Here is a 14439-nt window from a genome sequence, read left to right on the forward strand (position 1 = left end):
CAATGGCAGCGGCCGGAATCCCTGCCTATATCTCCACGCTTCTGGCTCTAGCTCGAACGTTTCCGCTACACAAAAAAAAGCACGAGCCTAAGCCAGGCCCGTACCGCTAAAACTTCCTTACATTACGCGTTTAGCCCCAATAAACCGGGACCCCCAGTAGCTGCTGTTGAGCGAGTCAATTTGCACGCCTCTTGAGGTAGTCGCGGATATAAATCGCTCATCCCCCATGTAAATGCCTACATGCGTGGTTACTTTCCCGATATTGAAGAAGACAAGATCACCTGGAACGAGCCCAACTGTCTGGAAACCTGCGTTGTCGTACATGTCGCGTGAAGTGCGAGGCAGATCCAGGCCGTATTGATCGAATACATAGTTCACGAATCCCGAACAATCGAACCCGGCCGGCGTCGTCCCACCCCACATGTAGCGGATGCCTATGTAGGTTTGAGCTGTTTCGAGCAGAAGATCGCTCGTAGACTTCTTCGGCGGCGCATACCAAGCTGGCGCATGGTACTTACCGTCCTGGCCGATGATCGCCAATTGGTTGGCGTTATCCCATTGCACGAGGTAGCCGAAGCTCTCGGAGATGAACCGAAGCGGTACATACGTCGTGTTGTTCACGATGGCAGGCGCCGTCTCTAGCTTCACGGGCTGGCTGTTCACCACGGCATCAGAAGAGCCGGTCTGCAAGCTAATCGAGCGCTTGACGTCGCTAAGCTTCAGCTTGATGTTCGCCCCTTCCATCGCCCAGTCCACCTTGTAACCCATCTGCTCGGCTACGACACGCAGCGGAACGAGCAGTGTACCAGCCGGACTCATCATCGGCCCAGCCTCAGGGAACGCGACTAGCGAGTCGTTTACTTGCAGCTTGACACTCATATCGACCGGTGCTGCGGATGCTTCAGACGGCGTGCTTGCATACAGCAAGGCAGCCAGTCCCAGTGTGGCGCATGAATAGGCCACGGTTCTGAATAAATTATTCAAACTTGCTTCCCTCCTAGTGCCTCCGAGGTTAGGTGTCGGGTTCGGGAAGAGAGTGTTCCCTAGCTTGTCATCGCTCCTTCACAGAGCGGCTCGCATTCACCCCACTAGCGCATCCACGGCCATCGGCCGGAATGCACATGGGAAAGAAAAGGCCGACAGGACGCCGTAGCATCCGTCAGCTTCTTCCTTTCCGTCGGTCCCCCGTACCGGTCGTTCGGCACGACCAGATTCGGCTTGATTATGTAAATCTTCTCATCAATTAGGCTAGCATAGGGATGAACAGGATTCAACATCTAATACTTGGAAAAAGGCATCCAAACGACCCTAAATCCACTATTCGAAGACGAATGTTCCAAATTGTCGCGGAATATGGAAGCGGACAATCCCCGTCGGGGACCAAGCGGTATACTCATCCTGATCACGGTTCGGGCTCCGGTCGATGCGATACAGATTCGTCCTCCACTCATCGCCAGCCTGGATGGATTTCCCTTCCAGCAGATCGGCTGCCGGGATCGCAATTTCATAAACTACACGGCGGTTATCCAAATCTACACTCACATGAGACTGTAGCTCCGCACTGTCCCAAGCCGTATCCACTTCAATCGAATCACCCCTAGTATCGGACAAATCGTTGATGATCTTGGCATCGAACAGGACGCCAGCCGGGCTGAACTCGAACTCGAAGTACCTTGCCAAATCCCCGGTCGGGGACATGAACACTTCGACGACATCCTCGTCATAGATCGGATCATCACGCTCAGTCATCGTGCTCAAGATGTAGTCATCCTCGCATTCGAATCGGTAATACACGCCCCAATTGTTCCATGCGGCACGAACGCTAGTAGGCAGTATCGGCTTGTCGCCGGATACGACTTCACTCAACTGTACTTCTTCAATCCGCTCCCATACCGCAGCTTCTAGTGGTAACACCTGTTTGCCTACAAGCGGCAGTCTACGACATACGTATTTGTACTCGCTCATGTTATTGACTTCCTCCCGGAAAATAAACTTTTGGTCTGTTTGGTTCGATCCTGGTGTTCAGAATCCGCATGAATAAATTACATTCGCTGCCACAGCCCTCATCTCCTGCTCTTGTCAAAGTATACGCAGGCAACGTCATTCACGACTTTCGTTAATAAAACCCGGCGAGTGGGGTCCTTGGTCGTTTCGTTCAGTTTGCGACCCATAGCGTTGTTTCATCACCTTATTTTGTTCGAATGACAAAAAATCACAAAGTAACGCTGTTTGATCATCTTATTTCTCTTGTTCCATCCGATTTCAGCACTTTTCAGCCCGATAGAGTGATGAAATCACCTTATGAACCTTGCTCTACACCCATAATCACTTTAGTACGGTGAAGAACATAAACTTTCTTATAATGTCATGGATAAACGCCGTGCGTTTACCTAGACGATGAACAATCAGCGAAGTTAATCATTCTGAATCGTTGCAAAAAAGCCCAATCAGCTGCAAGAAGCAGTTGATCGGGCTTATGTTTTTCGGTTGTCTTCTTTAAGCCTTAGCCGTCTCCACTTGCACCGTCCATCCGAACGTATCGCTTAGCGTGCCGTTCTGAATGCCCGTGATCGTGTCATACAGACGTTGCGCAAGGTCACCGATCTTGGCGCCGTTGATCACAATCTTCTTGTCTTCCCAGTTCAGCTCGCCGACCGGTGAGATAACAGCTGCCGTCCCTGTGCCGAATGCTTCTTCCAACGTACCGTTCTGAGAAGCGTCATACAGCTCCTGAATGGACACTCTGCGCTCGGCAACTGGAATGTTCCAACTCTTCAGCACCCGAAGGACCGAATCCCGCGTTACGCCTTGCAAAATGCTGCCATTCAGCTCAGGTGTCACCACTTCTCCGTTCACCTTGAAGAAGACATTCATGCTGCCCACTTCTTCGATGTACTTCTTCTCGACACCGTCGAGCCACAGTACTTGCGCGAATCCGCCTTCTTTGGCTTCTTCCTGCGCCTTGATGCTGGAGGCGTAATTACCTGCAGTCTTGGCATCGCCTGTCCCACCGCGGACGGCACGGACGTATTGGCTCTCGACGTTGATCTTGACCGGCTTGATGCCTTCCGAATAATAAGCCCCGACTGGCGAGAGAATGACCATGAACATGTAATTATAAGAGGCCCGTACACCTAGACAAGGCTCTGTTGCGATAATGAACGGACGAATATAGAGGGAAGTACCCGGTTCAGTCGGAACCCAGTCCTGCTCCAAGTTAACCAATTCCTTAATGGCATGAATGACGAAATCACCGTCAATCGGAGGAATGCTCAGTCTGTCATTGGACCGGTTCAACCGCTCCATGTTCTTCTCTGGACGGAACAAGAGGATTTGGTTGTCAGCCGTACGGAACGCCTTCATCCCTTCGAAAACAGCTTGTCCGTAATGGAACACCATTGCAGCCGGATCCAACGATACCGGGCCATACGGCACGATTCTAGCGTCATGCCAGCCTTGACCTTCCGTATAATCCAGAATAAACATGTGATCCGTGTAATATTGGCCGAAGCCGAGTTTGGTAAAATCCGGTTTCGCTTTAAGCTGCTGTGCGCGTTGCACGCTGAGTTGAGTTGGCATCGTCATCAATCTCCTAAGCTTTAGACTATACATTCAAACTTACCTCATTATACGTATAAAGTAAAATTAGAATATCTTTTATACTGATAAACTAGCTTTATGACACTAATGCAGCAAAGCCCGAGCACCCTACAGTCCGCGCAAATGCTCAAGCGAGTTGGCGAATTCGATCCGCCGCATATCGCCGTCTACCTTCCACAGATGAATCCCCGTATCGCCCGTGGAGATCGCCTGCTCCCGGGTCAAGGGCAGCTTCAGGAAACTGCGGAACAGCATGTTGATCATCCCGCCATGGGCGACCAGACACATCCGGCCTCCAGCCCCGTCGCTCTCAGCCTCATGCAGCAGCTTGGACAGGACAGCCTCTGCCCTGGCGCGGAAGGCGATGTACGACTCCGTGTCCGCGTATGTATCGTGCGGCTTCCGCCCGCCAGGCGGATCAGGATAACGAGCTGCAGCTTCGCTGTGGAGCAGACCTGCCAACCGGCCGTTGTTCCACTCCATCAGCTCCGGATCGAACTGCACTGTCAGCCCGCATCGCTCCCCGATCCGCTCCGCCGTGGCGCGCGCCCGCTTCAGCGTGCTGCTGATGATCCGGTCCGGCCGCACATGCTCGGCGATCCACGCGGCGACCCGCTCCGCCTGCAGAGCCCCGAGCGGCGTCAGCTCGAAGTCGGCTCTGCCTTCGTGCCGATCTTCCAGATCCGCCGTCGATTGACCGTGGCGAACGATGAGTAGCTCCAATTGCATGGTCTACACGCTCCTTTAATGAGGTTTCCGAATCCATCATAGCGGAGTTTAGCATCATTTTCCATCATGAAAACAGGAATTATATCGAAGAAACTTTCACCCAGCTTCTAACAAGTGTACAATTAGTCTGTTCCTACATAAATGATCTCGGGGTGTCTCTTACATGACATGGCTCACTCAAGGTTTCTCCGCTTATATTCTGGCCGTTAATATCTTACTGGCACTAGCTGTCGTGTTCCTGGAACGTCGCAATGTAGCCGCAACATGGTCGTGGCTCATGGTACTCCTGTTTATCCCTGTCTTGGGGTTCGTCCTCTACATCATCCTGGGGCAAAATTTAAGCCGCCGCAAGCTATACCGCTTGAACCAACGGGAAGTTGAGATTATGAGAACACTGACGCAAGCACAAGCCAGACGTATTCATGAAGGCCATATGGACTACAAAGATCCAGAGATCGAACAGTACAAGGATACGATCTACATGAATGTGCGGGCGAATAAGGCGCTCTTGACGCAAAATAACGAGGTCGAGCTGTTCACCGAAGGCAATGCTCTATTCGACGGGTTGCTGCGTAGCATAGCTGCTGCAAAGCATCACATCCATCTTCAATCTTACATTATCAATAATGATGAGTTGGCCAAAAAGGTTGTAGCTGCGCTGACCGAAAAGGCAAAGGAAGGCGTGTATGTACGAATCTTGTATGACGATATCGGCTCAAGGAAGCTGAATGACCGCTTCTTCAAGGCATTCACGGCGGCAGGCGGTGAACGGGCTGCTTTCTTCCCATCTAGAATTCCTTACCTGAACCTACGGGTCAACTACCGGAATCATCGCAAGATTGTTGTGATCGACGGCGAGATCGGATATATCGGGGGCTTCAATATAGGCAATGAATATATCGGGAAGAGTCGGAAGTTCGGTTTCTGGCGCGATACGCACCTTCAGTTGAGAGGCAGCAGCGTACATTCGCTGCAAGGGTTGTTCATCCGCGATTGGAATCTGGCCTCGTCAACGCCTGTCGACTATGCTCCCAGCTACTTCCCTTCTGTCGACAACTTGGGAGAAGGGCAAGTGCCCCTGCAGATCATTGCAAGCGGACCGAACCAGAAGTGGAGCCACATCGAGAATATGTACATTAAGATGATTCATGCGGCCCGCCACAGCATTTATTTGCAGACGCCTTATTTCATACCCGATGAGAGCTTGCATAACGCCTTGCGCATCGCAGCTCTGTCCGGCATCGAAGTGAAGATCATGATTCCGTACGACTCCGACCACATGTTCGTCCATTGGGCATCGTTGTATTATCTCGGTGATTTGCTGCAAGTAGGTGTGAAATGTTATTTGTACAAAAAAGGGTTTCTGCACGCGAAGATGATCATCGTTGACGGTATCATGACCACGGTAGGAACAGCCAACTTCGACCAACGCAGTCTGAAGCTGAATTTTGAAGCGAATGCGGTTCTCTATCATGCGGAAACTTCACAAGCGTTGCAAGCGATTTTCCAACAAGATATAGAAGATTCCATTGAATTAACGAAGGAAGAATACGACAACCGCTCGCTCTGGCACCGGCTGATGGAATCCATCTCCAACCTGCTCTCTCCTATTTTGTAGTGTAGCGGACCCATGACTAGGCGCGTGACCGTTTCTTCAAGAGCGAAATCAGCACCACGAGGTATATAGGCAAGCTGGCCGTAAACGTCACCATCGGCCAGGTCATCAGCACCTCGCCAAAATCGGCCTCGTTCTCCACGATGACCAGCGATAGCATATAACCGACCAAAGCGAGTGGGAATACAAGCAGGACGTCATCCTTCAGCCTCAACAGCCGGGTCAGTGCCGCATTCAAGGCGAACAGCATGATCGCAGACTTCATGTAGGAGCCCGCTATCATAGACATTCCGATGATGGACTCGGCTCGTTCGATGATTTCTTGAATGCTGATTACCCGGGATAGGGTGTACAAGGGATATTGGTATTCATTTGTCATCGGCCCCAGACCCATAATGACACACAAGCAAACCAATACCAAAAGGAACCAATTGAACAGGAAAGCGATGGCGATCGGTTTGTTCCCGGTGTCGCCCTGCTTCGGACGCATGTAGGCGAACACGATGGAAAATACAAGGAAATCTCCATACAGGAAGCCGCCGATTTGATAAACGCTGTGAAATACGGGCTTGATCCCATTGGGCATAACAGGCAGTAAATAGTTCGGATGGTAGTTCTCCAGATTGAGCAGCATCACAAGGACGATGATTCCAATCAGGAGGATGTTCAAGAGCGTGAACATGCGCGCCATGACGAGAATGCCAGCCCGTACCGTTAAGGCGGAGACAAGCGCGATGAGCCCGTTAAACACGAACGCCGGAGTATCCCTCATCATCGTAGTCGTAAAGAAGGCTCCGATCGAGAAATAGATGTAAGCGGACAACAGAATCATGAAGAGGAGGAATGGAATCATGATTATAATGGTTAGGGGATAGCCTACCGTCCGGATTCCTCCCTCTACCAAAGTATCGCCCGGATACCGCCGCCGCAAATACAACATACAGCTTAACAACAGAGCACCGTACAGGCCAGCGACCAGCCACGCCAGCCAAAAGGCATTGCCCGATTGCGCCAGCAGGGAGGATGGGATGAATATGATCGTAGAACCCGTCGTGTACACGAGCAACAGGGTCGACATTTGCAGAGGAGAAATTGTTTCTTTCGTTCCCATTTGGTTTCCCCGCCTTCGTGTCGGAATTTTTTTCAGGTTGGAGGTGCTTTTAAGGCGGTATCAATGACCCCTGCGGGCTGGCGAAACAGAAGGGAGACACCGTCATTCAAGTTGGGAAGCGGATTGATGGCGACGAAGCCAACCGCTGAATAGACCGCATAGATCAGTAACAAAATATAGATCGTCCGAGCCTTGATAGAGCTATGCCTCATTCGCTTCCAGTCCATACTTAGAACAAAGGCGAACACAATCAAACAGACGGTCAACCTCAACCCCATCTTCGTCCCCCCTATTGGCCATAAGGCTTCGGCCTCGTGAGCCCTGTGTTGGTCATCTTAATGTCGATATTAAGCTCGAAGGATGCTTGGGACAGCCTTTCCCCCCAGTTGCTTTTCCACTTCCGCCACAAAGCGGGGTGTTTGCGGTACAAGGCATCGCCGATATTCAACAGATCAAGCTGCTTGCTCTGCATGAGGGTAAACGTCTTGCGGAACCCACGCTCCAGCATCTTACGGATTTCTTCCGCAACCTGATCTTCGTCACTTGGTTTCAATACCGTTGTACATCGCAGCTCCCCATAGCTGCCCTGCAAGGCCAGGTTGATCTTGACCGCTACCGTTTCTCCTCTCGGCTCTACCTTGGTTGAACTGTGTACAGTTACATGTTCGAATGTGTCCTTCCGCTTCAACTTATCTCCCTCGCAAGGGAAGCTCAGAACACCATGCTCATATTCATTCCTAAGCATGAGTAAAAATTGGGTACTTGTCGGAGACAGGGGCGGTTCGACGATCGAATAGTTGCGGATAATGGCAAGTCCACTCATTGACAATTGGTCCTCTTCTTCGCCCGAGGTCAAGTAGGGCAGAATCATAACGCCGGACTGGCTCTTCAATTGAATAGCGGCTTGCAGCATATTCACTATATTGGTATTCCCGGTAAATCGGTTGGACGACTGATTCATCTCGCGGAGCTGTTGACCGATTGTGCTTTCAATATAAGGTTTTTGCTTCAGATAGTCGCTTGCCTGCCCCTTCGTAATCAATATCAGTAACGTATCTCTAGTTTCATGGTCTCTCATGAAATAATCGATGATGCCCTTCAGTTGCTGATCCTTGGCCATTTCCTCGCTGATCAGAACCATGCGCATATGGCTCCACTGTGGCACTCGACCCATTGAATTGGTGATGTTCGCTATGGCTTGGGACATATTGTCCCCTTTCGAACGTACGCTAAAGCCTTCTGAAGACCTCTGCGGCCCTTCCACCCCCCCACCTGGCTTGTAGAAATGTGTCGTCAGATGAATGCGATTATTGTCTGCTTGGTCGATAGCTACGGCCTGCACAAAACCCCATTCCGTCAATTCGAATTTGTTCCAACAGCCCGTCAGCATAAGAAGGGCCAAGAAACATATGGCGATGCGAGGTAATCTGTTCATCAAATCCCTCCCTCGGAGTGTTCTCAGCTGCTTCGCCCCCATCTTCCGTTAGTGACTAGCGAAGATGGGTTCCAGTCAGGATGAAGGCCTATGTCGGGACTTCTTAAGTAGAACTTTCAATGGCTGGCGAGCTAATAAGTCTCTCATCATCCGGCGCATGTCGAGCGGAGCTAATCCAGATAAGTAAGGCTGGGAAAGACACTTCAATTGGGTTAAATGTAACAAAATAATGATATATCCGATCATAAGACCGAAACCGCCCAGTGTGGCGGCCAGAATCATCAGCGGAAATCGCAGCACCCGCAAGGAGATAGCCAGATTGTACTGAGGCATCGCGAAGGAAGCAATGCCTGTTAACGCCACGACGATGACCATGATAGGCGAGGCGATCTTGGCTTGAATCGCTGCTTGTCCGATGACGAGTGCGCCTACGATGCTGACCGCCGATCCGATCGGACGCGGCAGCCGAATACCGGCTTCCCGCAGCAGCTCGAAGAAGAATTCCATCAGGAGCGCCTCGACAAACGCTGGGAACGGGATTTTCTCCCTCGTATCCAGAATAGCCAACAACAGCACCGTAGGGATTAATTCCGAATGAAACGTGGTCAGTGCAATATATAGACTGGGCAGCGTGATCGCCATTACGAACGCGATGATTCTAAGCCAGCGGATTAGCGTAGAGTATACCGTTCGTTGGTAATAATCCTCGCTCGTGGTGAAGAACTCGATGAATAAGCCCGGGCATATCATGATCGTAGGAGAGCCTTGGACGAGCGCGATGATCTTTCCTCTCAGAAGAGCCGAAGTCGCCACATCTGGGCGTTCCGTATACCGGACTTGAGGAAAAGGCGTATAGACAGAATGCTCCACCCACTCCTCTAGGAAGGTCGTGTCCAGTATTTCCTTGTCCTTGACCTGCGCCACTCTTTCTTCGAACAGCAATAGATCGTCCGGGTTCACCACATCACTCAAATAGCCGTAAACGACATCCCTGCGGCAGTTCGTTCCGGCGTGAAGCAGCTTGAACTTCAGCTTCGGGGTTTTGATCAGCGCTCGCAGCAGACCTATGTTTGTCTTCAAATCCTCGATCGTACTGTTGTGAGGCCCGAACACAACCGGCTCCATCGTGGGCTCGGACACGCTTCTCGTCTGGACACCAGGTATCTCGCAGCTGATCACATGCTCCCAGCCGTCGATCACTATAATAATGTTCCCGTCGGTCAAATTCTGAACGACTTGATCCATCGTGGATATGATGTGGGGCGAATGGGTGGAAACCCCGTTGGAATCAAAAAAACGAGCGATTTTGTCAGGCGTCAGATCAGCGCCCAATGCGCCCTGAATGGGTGACAAATCCCGAATGATCGCATGCATGTATGTGGTTCTGTAGTTTTGCGACAACGTATCGAGCAGGAAGGCGCACGCGGAATATTCCAGTTCAGGGCCGTAGCTCCACTCTTTCACCGTCAAATCATGACAATCGGCGAATATGTCCTCGATTTGCTTGCGGGCATCCACCATTTTAGACGGGATTTGGTCAGGAGGTGTAGGCGTGGATGACTTCTTCATGGCGTGGGAGTCCTTTCCATCCGTTTGCCACATAGTATTCCATTAGTTGGGGTTATTATGCGATATAACGCGGAGCAATCATAGAGTGAGCTTACTGTCGATTCATCTTGCGGAACACTAGCGGGGGTACGCCGTTCGCCTGCTTGAAGCGTTTGCTGAAATGGTATTCGTCTGTGTAGCCACAGCTCTCCCCTATCTCTCTCACCGGCAGGTCCGTATAGATCAATCGCTTCTTGGCGTGCTCGTTGCGCACCTGATCCAAGTAGCTCTTAGGGCTTGTGCCCAAATACCGGTGAAACATTTCGCGCAAGTAAGATACGGAGATGCCGTGGGTAGCGGCAACGGTCTTGAGCCGAATCTCTTGGGGGAACCCGGTCTCTAGCTCTTCTTTGATTTTCTTGAAAATAACCGATCCTTCGTCAGCCGATGGACTTACATATTGCAGTTGTACGATGTCGAATAGCAGCTGGTACAGGATGGCCTTCGTCTTGAGCTCACCAGCTGGTTGTCCGGGTACCCATCCGGAAGTAAGACTCGAGAATAGTTTGTCGATGTGGTGCTGTTGCTCGCCCTCCACAATCGTTAGAAACGGCAGGTCCAACGCTGGAACAGGCATCGCAGATCCGACCGCAGACGCAGCGACTGCGGGGGCGGCGGCAGGCGTGGATGCATGGACGGATGCGGGGGCGGATGCGGTTGTGGCAGCCGGGGCGGATGCGGTTGTGGCAGCCGGGGCGGATGCGGTTGTGGCAGCCGGGGCGGATGCAGGGGCAGCATGCTGATCTTCATTCGCATGAATCGACAGCAGCTTCAGCAGCACCATCGTAATTCGCAGCGGCTCTACGGCTTCCGACGCCATCGACATTTCCAATCCCGGCTTCAAGTAGAATAACATCCCCGGCCTGACGGCTATTACCTTATCCGAGTCCGTTACAAATGTCCCCTTACCCGCCCGAATCCAGTAAAAACTGTGGACTTTTCGGTTTTGTCGAATGTCCGTCCATCCCGCTTCTGTCCGCTTGTCGTCCATCCATTGTATGTCCATCCATAAGTTGTTGGGTAGGTCGCCCATTCGGCTCAGCTCCTTTCTTTCTGTTTGCATGCTTCGTGCTCGAGCTGTAAGACGATTTTTCCGTCTTACAGCTCACTCCGCAAGCGAAAACCGCGCTGTAAGACGACTTTTCCGTCTTACAGCTCACTCCGCCGCCATACAATAACTCGTACATTTAGCATAATAGTCAGCGGCGTTTTTGACAAGAATCAGAAGCTTTATCACCATGTTTCTCGTCGTCTCCGAATGCTAAACTAATTAATAATACGACTTGTTACCGAAAGGACTTGTTGCCCATGTCAACCCGAATTCGCGATGTAGACTACATGCCTTGGATGAGAAACAATGAGAAGGAACGTGAGGAACAGAGTGCTGTACAGCAGCGTCTTGAGCAGGAGCACAACTGCAGCTTCGGCATCAATTGCTTCGTCTCCCCTCAAGCCGCCATGTTCCCGAGCACGCTGCAGATGGGAGACCGCAGCTATATTGCTGCCGGTGCGATCGTTCGCAATACATCGCTCGTGATAGGGGCAGACTGCACGATTAATTCGTACGCTATCGTGACCGGCAAGGTGACGATGGGCGACGGGGTACGTATCGCTTCGCTCGCTAGTATATATGGGTTCAATCACGGTTACGAATCGACCGACGTTCCGATCTTCCGCCAGCCTATTACGTCCAAGGGGATTGAGATTGGGGACGATGTATGGATCGGGGCGAACGCGGTCATTGTCGACGGCGTGAGCATCGGCGCACACTCCATTATCGGAGCCGGCGCCGTCGTCACGAAGGATGTGCCTGCGTACAGCATCGCAGGTGGAAGCCCGGCACGCGTCATCCGCAGCCGACTCGCGGAGGCCGGCTCGGCCGTTGCCGAAGCGGAAGGGCAAGCTGTCTCGGACGGAGCCGAGGCGGGCAGCGCCCACGTTGCCGCCGAACCGGCGCACTCTCCAGCGGTACAGCTCGGCGGTGGCACCGAACCAGCCCACGCTCCTGCGACGCAAGCCGGCGGCGTCGCCAATCCAGCACACGCGCCAGCAACGGCTGGACTTGTCGCTGCCACCCCCCCGCCGCTTGAGCAGCGGCTAGAAGCATTCGGCCGTCAAGTACGGGAGCAACTGCAGGACGTGCTCACGTCCTACCTTGTGCACGGTGATGGCGACGAGCCGTACTACATCGACAAGCCCGGGCATACCCGCACGGTCAGAGCGTATTGCGATGCCGCTGAGACAGCTGGCATGTTCGGCCAATTGCCGCCCGGGTTCACCCGAGAGCAGCTTATTACGAAGCTGCGCAGCTATCAGGACCCGTACACCGGGCTTATACCTGATCCATGGGCCGCACCTGATCCTATAAGCGACGCGCCTGACTTCCTCCCGAATACGCTATCCGGGTATTATTTGCTGGCTGTAGGCTATGCGCTGGAAGTGCTTGGCTCCCACGTGGAGCACCCCGTTCACGTTATTGAGAGAAGAAGCTCGGAATCGCTATTCCGAAGCCTCGATCAGCTGCCATGGCAAACGAATGCCTGGAGTGCCGGTAACTGGATCGACAGTTATGCGACGGGCCTCTATATAAACGCCAAACACTTCGGATGGGCGAAGCGCCCTGACGATCTATTCGGCTGGCTTCACACCCACGCGGATCCATCGACCGGCTTGTGGGGCAACCCTACCGCAGAGCAGGGCCTCTTGCAGCCGGTGAACGGCTTCTATCGGCTGACCCGCTCCACTTATGCGCAATTCGGTCTGCCGCTGCCTTATCCGAATGCCACCATAGACACAGTGCTCGCGCATACGCGCAATCTGCAGTTTTTCCGTGACGACCGCGGCAACGCCTGCAACGTACTGGACGTCATTCACCCGCTCTGGCTATGCATGAAGCAAAGCGACTACCGTCGAGCGGACATCGTCGCCTGGTCACGCCAGCAGCTGGAGCGCGCGATTACTCGCTGGCAGCGAGACCGCGGCTTCAGCTTCGAGCTGGAGACGGTACACGCACCAGGCCTGCAAGGCACCGAGATGTGGCTCAGCATCGTGTATCTGCTGGCGGATGCATGCGGGATCGCGCCCGCACTCGGCTATCGGCCACAGGGCGTGCACCGATTAGAGCCTGCTTGGTACTTCCCGGTGAAGGGTGCGGCTCACTAACCTGTAGACCCCTAAGACAACTGTTCAAGGAAAATAAAGTACTAGACTGGGATGGCTTCCTAAAATAAGTGTTAGATTGACCCAGCTTTTAGATCAAGCCCTCCACCCAATAATGGTATTTTAACCCATTATTATAATACAAAGGTATTGTGACTTGGTACTAATAAAATATTCTGCCCTTACATCGAAGAGGCTGCCGATCAATGCCGGCAGCCTCTTCCTTTGTTTCTTTTGTAGAATAGGCGCAACCAGAAGGATAGAGCGAAGGAAGATTAGTACTCGTCAAATGTACAAATGCGGCAGATATACTCCGATGATAAGTGCTGATTGAATGAATTTGTACCCTTTATCAGGAATATCAGTCCATCCCAACCTGAATGGCGAAGCATATGCATGTATTATTTACAAAATCTCAAAAAAGAAAAGTGGGATATTGGTGTCCATCGGAAAAATGATCAAGCACAAAGAGATGCTGCAGCATCCCTTTCTGCGTTCGTATTTGCCTGAAACACATTGGATTACGGGTTCAAGGACTTTACGAATGCTGAGGACCTATTCATCCGTCTTCATCAAACCTAATCATGGCAGCGGGGGCAGCGGTATTATACGAGCCAAACGACAGCGAAACGGATATGAGGTTCGTTGCGATGCACGCCGCAAGATTGTTCGTTCCGGCTCCGTCTTGAAAGCCATTCGCTCCTTCATGAAAACGAAACACCGATATCTGGTGCAGAGAGGCCTTAAATTAGCTAAGTATAAAGGCACTATTTTTGATGCCAGGATTTATTTGCAGAAACCGGAATCAACATGGATCATTGCGGGCATGGCCGCCCGTGTGGCAGCTCCTAATAAATATGTGACCAACTTTCATAAAGGCGGATATGCAAAACCTCTGCATAAAGTACTTGCAGCACTATTCGCGAACAACCAAACAAAAGTAAACTCCAAACTCCGACAAATCCGCGCATTATCTGTTAGCATCGCCAAAACCGTAAATAAACACCATGCGATTCGAGAACTGGGGATAGATCTTGCCATAGAAAAAGACGGCCGCATATGGATCATTGAAGCCAATTCGAAACCCGGTCATATGCTGTTTACTCAGCTCCCCAGCAAGACTATGCTGAATACCATCATGAGAAACAAGCGTCTGATTCGGAATTCGAACTCATAATTGTA

At 51.9% G+C, this 14439-nt stretch carries 12 protein-coding genes and 1 riboswitch; of the genes, 3 read left to right on the forward strand and 9 right to left on the reverse strand.

All coding sequences use genetic code 11. The features are described from left to right. Nucleotides 1-117: 117 nt before the first annotated feature. From AC1DWB_RS01465 to AC1DWB_RS01480, 4 genes are all read right to left on the reverse strand, one after another. A complete protein-coding gene (locus AC1DWB_RS01465) occupies nucleotides 118-984 on the reverse strand; it encodes a C40 family peptidase (protein WP_477539246.1) in 867 nt (288 codons plus the stop codon). A 3-nt stretch (nucleotides 985-987) separates the two neighbouring features. Continuing rightward, nucleotides 988-1229: riboswitch (cyclic di-AMP (ydaO/yuaA leader) on the reverse strand. Between the two features lie 88 nt (nucleotides 1230-1317). Continuing rightward, nucleotides 1318-1965: a carbohydrate-binding family 9-like protein gene (locus AC1DWB_RS01470; RefSeq protein WP_477539247.1), complete on the reverse strand. Its 648-nt coding sequence runs from the start codon at nucleotides 1963-1965 to the stop codon at nucleotides 1318-1320. A gap of 531 nt (nucleotides 1966-2496) precedes the next feature. Continuing rightward, nucleotides 2497-3579, reverse strand: a complete 1083-nt coding sequence (locus AC1DWB_RS01475) for a branched-chain amino acid aminotransferase (protein ID WP_477539248.1) — start codon at nucleotides 3577-3579, stop codon at nucleotides 2497-2499. 129 nt (nucleotides 3580-3708) lie between these two features. Next, nucleotides 3709-4329 carry a histidine phosphatase family protein gene (locus tag AC1DWB_RS01480; protein ID WP_477539249.1) on the reverse strand — a complete coding sequence of 207 codons (621 nt, stop codon included), beginning with the start codon at nucleotides 4327-4329 and terminating at the stop codon, nucleotides 3709-3711. 163 nt (nucleotides 4330-4492) lie between these two features. Here AC1DWB_RS01480 and cls point away from each other — a divergent pair, with 163 nt between their 5' ends. Further along, nucleotides 4493-5947: a cardiolipin synthase gene (cls, locus tag AC1DWB_RS01485; RefSeq protein WP_477539250.1), complete on the forward strand. Its 1455-nt coding sequence runs from the start codon at nucleotides 4493-4495 to the stop codon at nucleotides 5945-5947. A gap of 16 nt (nucleotides 5948-5963) precedes the next feature. Here cls and AC1DWB_RS01490 read toward each other — a convergent pair whose 3' ends face one another. The 5 genes from AC1DWB_RS01490 to AC1DWB_RS01510 all read right to left on the reverse strand — a co-directional run bounded on the left by AC1DWB_RS01490 (nucleotide 5964) and on the right by AC1DWB_RS01510 (nucleotide 11131). Then, on the reverse strand, nucleotides 5964-7055 hold the full coding sequence (locus tag AC1DWB_RS01490) for a GerAB/ArcD/ProY family transporter (protein ID WP_477539251.1): 1092 nt from the start codon (nucleotides 7053-7055) through the stop codon (nucleotides 5964-5966). Between the two features lie 32 nt (nucleotides 7056-7087). Next, nucleotides 7088-7333, reverse strand: coding sequence for a hypothetical protein (locus AC1DWB_RS01495; protein ID WP_477539252.1), 246 nt, complete (start codon nucleotides 7331-7333; stop codon nucleotides 7088-7090). An 11-nt stretch (nucleotides 7334-7344) separates the two neighbouring features. Continuing rightward, nucleotides 7345-8490, reverse strand: coding sequence for a Ger(x)C family spore germination protein (locus tag AC1DWB_RS01500; protein ID WP_477539253.1), 1146 nt, complete (start codon nucleotides 8488-8490; stop codon nucleotides 7345-7347). Nucleotides 8491-8565: 75 nt separating this feature from the next. Then, entirely contained in the window at nucleotides 8566-10059 is a 1494-nt protein-coding gene (locus tag AC1DWB_RS01505; protein ID WP_477539254.1) for a spore germination protein, read from the reverse strand. Nucleotides 10060-10150: 91 nt separating this feature from the next. Beyond that, complete coding sequence (locus tag AC1DWB_RS01510; RefSeq protein WP_477539255.1) at nucleotides 10151-11131, reverse strand: AraC family transcriptional regulator; 981 nt, start codon at nucleotides 11129-11131, stop codon at nucleotides 10151-10153. Nucleotides 11132-11406: 275 nt separating this feature from the next. Here AC1DWB_RS01510 and AC1DWB_RS01515 point away from each other — a divergent pair, with 275 nt between their 5' ends. Both AC1DWB_RS01515 and AC1DWB_RS01520 read left to right on the forward strand, forming a co-directional pair. Further along, nucleotides 11407-13260: an acyltransferase gene (locus tag AC1DWB_RS01515; RefSeq protein WP_477539256.1), complete on the forward strand. Its 1854-nt coding sequence runs from the start codon at nucleotides 11407-11409 to the stop codon at nucleotides 13258-13260. 436 nt (nucleotides 13261-13696) lie between these two features. Beyond that, nucleotides 13697-14434 (forward strand): YheC/YheD family protein, encoded by a 738-nt coding sequence (locus AC1DWB_RS01520; RefSeq protein WP_477539321.1) that lies wholly within the window; start codon nucleotides 13697-13699, stop codon nucleotides 14432-14434. Nucleotides 14435-14439: the final 5 nt, after the last annotated feature.

Source organism: Paenibacillus sp. P4_E11 (assembly GCF_056401635.1).

What these genes read in the sequence shown, in the direction of transcription:
- AC1DWB_RS01510 (WP_477539255.1), bottom strand. Translation starts at nt 11,131, where the DNA reads ATGGGCGACCTACCCAACAACTTATGGATGGACATACAATGGATGGAC.
- AC1DWB_RS01505 (WP_477539254.1), bottom strand. Translation starts at nt 10,059, where the DNA reads ATGAAGAAGTCATCCACGCCTACACCTCCTGACCAAATCCCGTCTAAA.
- AC1DWB_RS01475 (WP_477539248.1), bottom strand. Translation starts at nt 3,579, where the DNA reads ATGCCAACTCAACTCAGCGTGCAACGCGCACAGCAGCTTAAAGCGAAA.
- AC1DWB_RS01480 (WP_477539249.1), bottom strand. Translation starts at nt 4,329, where the DNA reads ATGCAATTGGAGCTACTCATCGTTCGCCACGGTCAATCGACGGCGGAT.
- AC1DWB_RS01490 (WP_477539251.1), bottom strand. Translation starts at nt 7,055, where the DNA reads ATGGGAACGAAAGAAACAATTTCTCCTCTGCAAATGTCGACCCTGTTG.
- AC1DWB_RS01470 (WP_477539247.1), bottom strand. Translation starts at nt 1,965, where the DNA reads ATGAGCGAGTACAAATACGTATGTCGTAGACTGCCGCTTGTAGGCAAA.
- AC1DWB_RS01495 (WP_477539252.1), bottom strand. Translation starts at nt 7,333, where the DNA reads ATGGGGTTGAGGTTGACCGTCTGTTTGATTGTGTTCGCCTTTGTTCTA.
- AC1DWB_RS01500 (WP_477539253.1), bottom strand. Translation starts at nt 8,490, where the DNA reads ATGAACAGATTACCTCGCATCGCCATATGTTTCTTGGCCCTTCTTATG.
- cls (WP_477539250.1), top strand. Translation starts at nt 4,493, where the DNA reads ATGACATGGCTCACTCAAGGTTTCTCCGCTTATATTCTGGCCGTTAAT.
- AC1DWB_RS01515 (WP_477539256.1), top strand. Translation starts at nt 11,407, where the DNA reads ATGTCAACCCGAATTCGCGATGTAGACTACATGCCTTGGATGAGAAAC.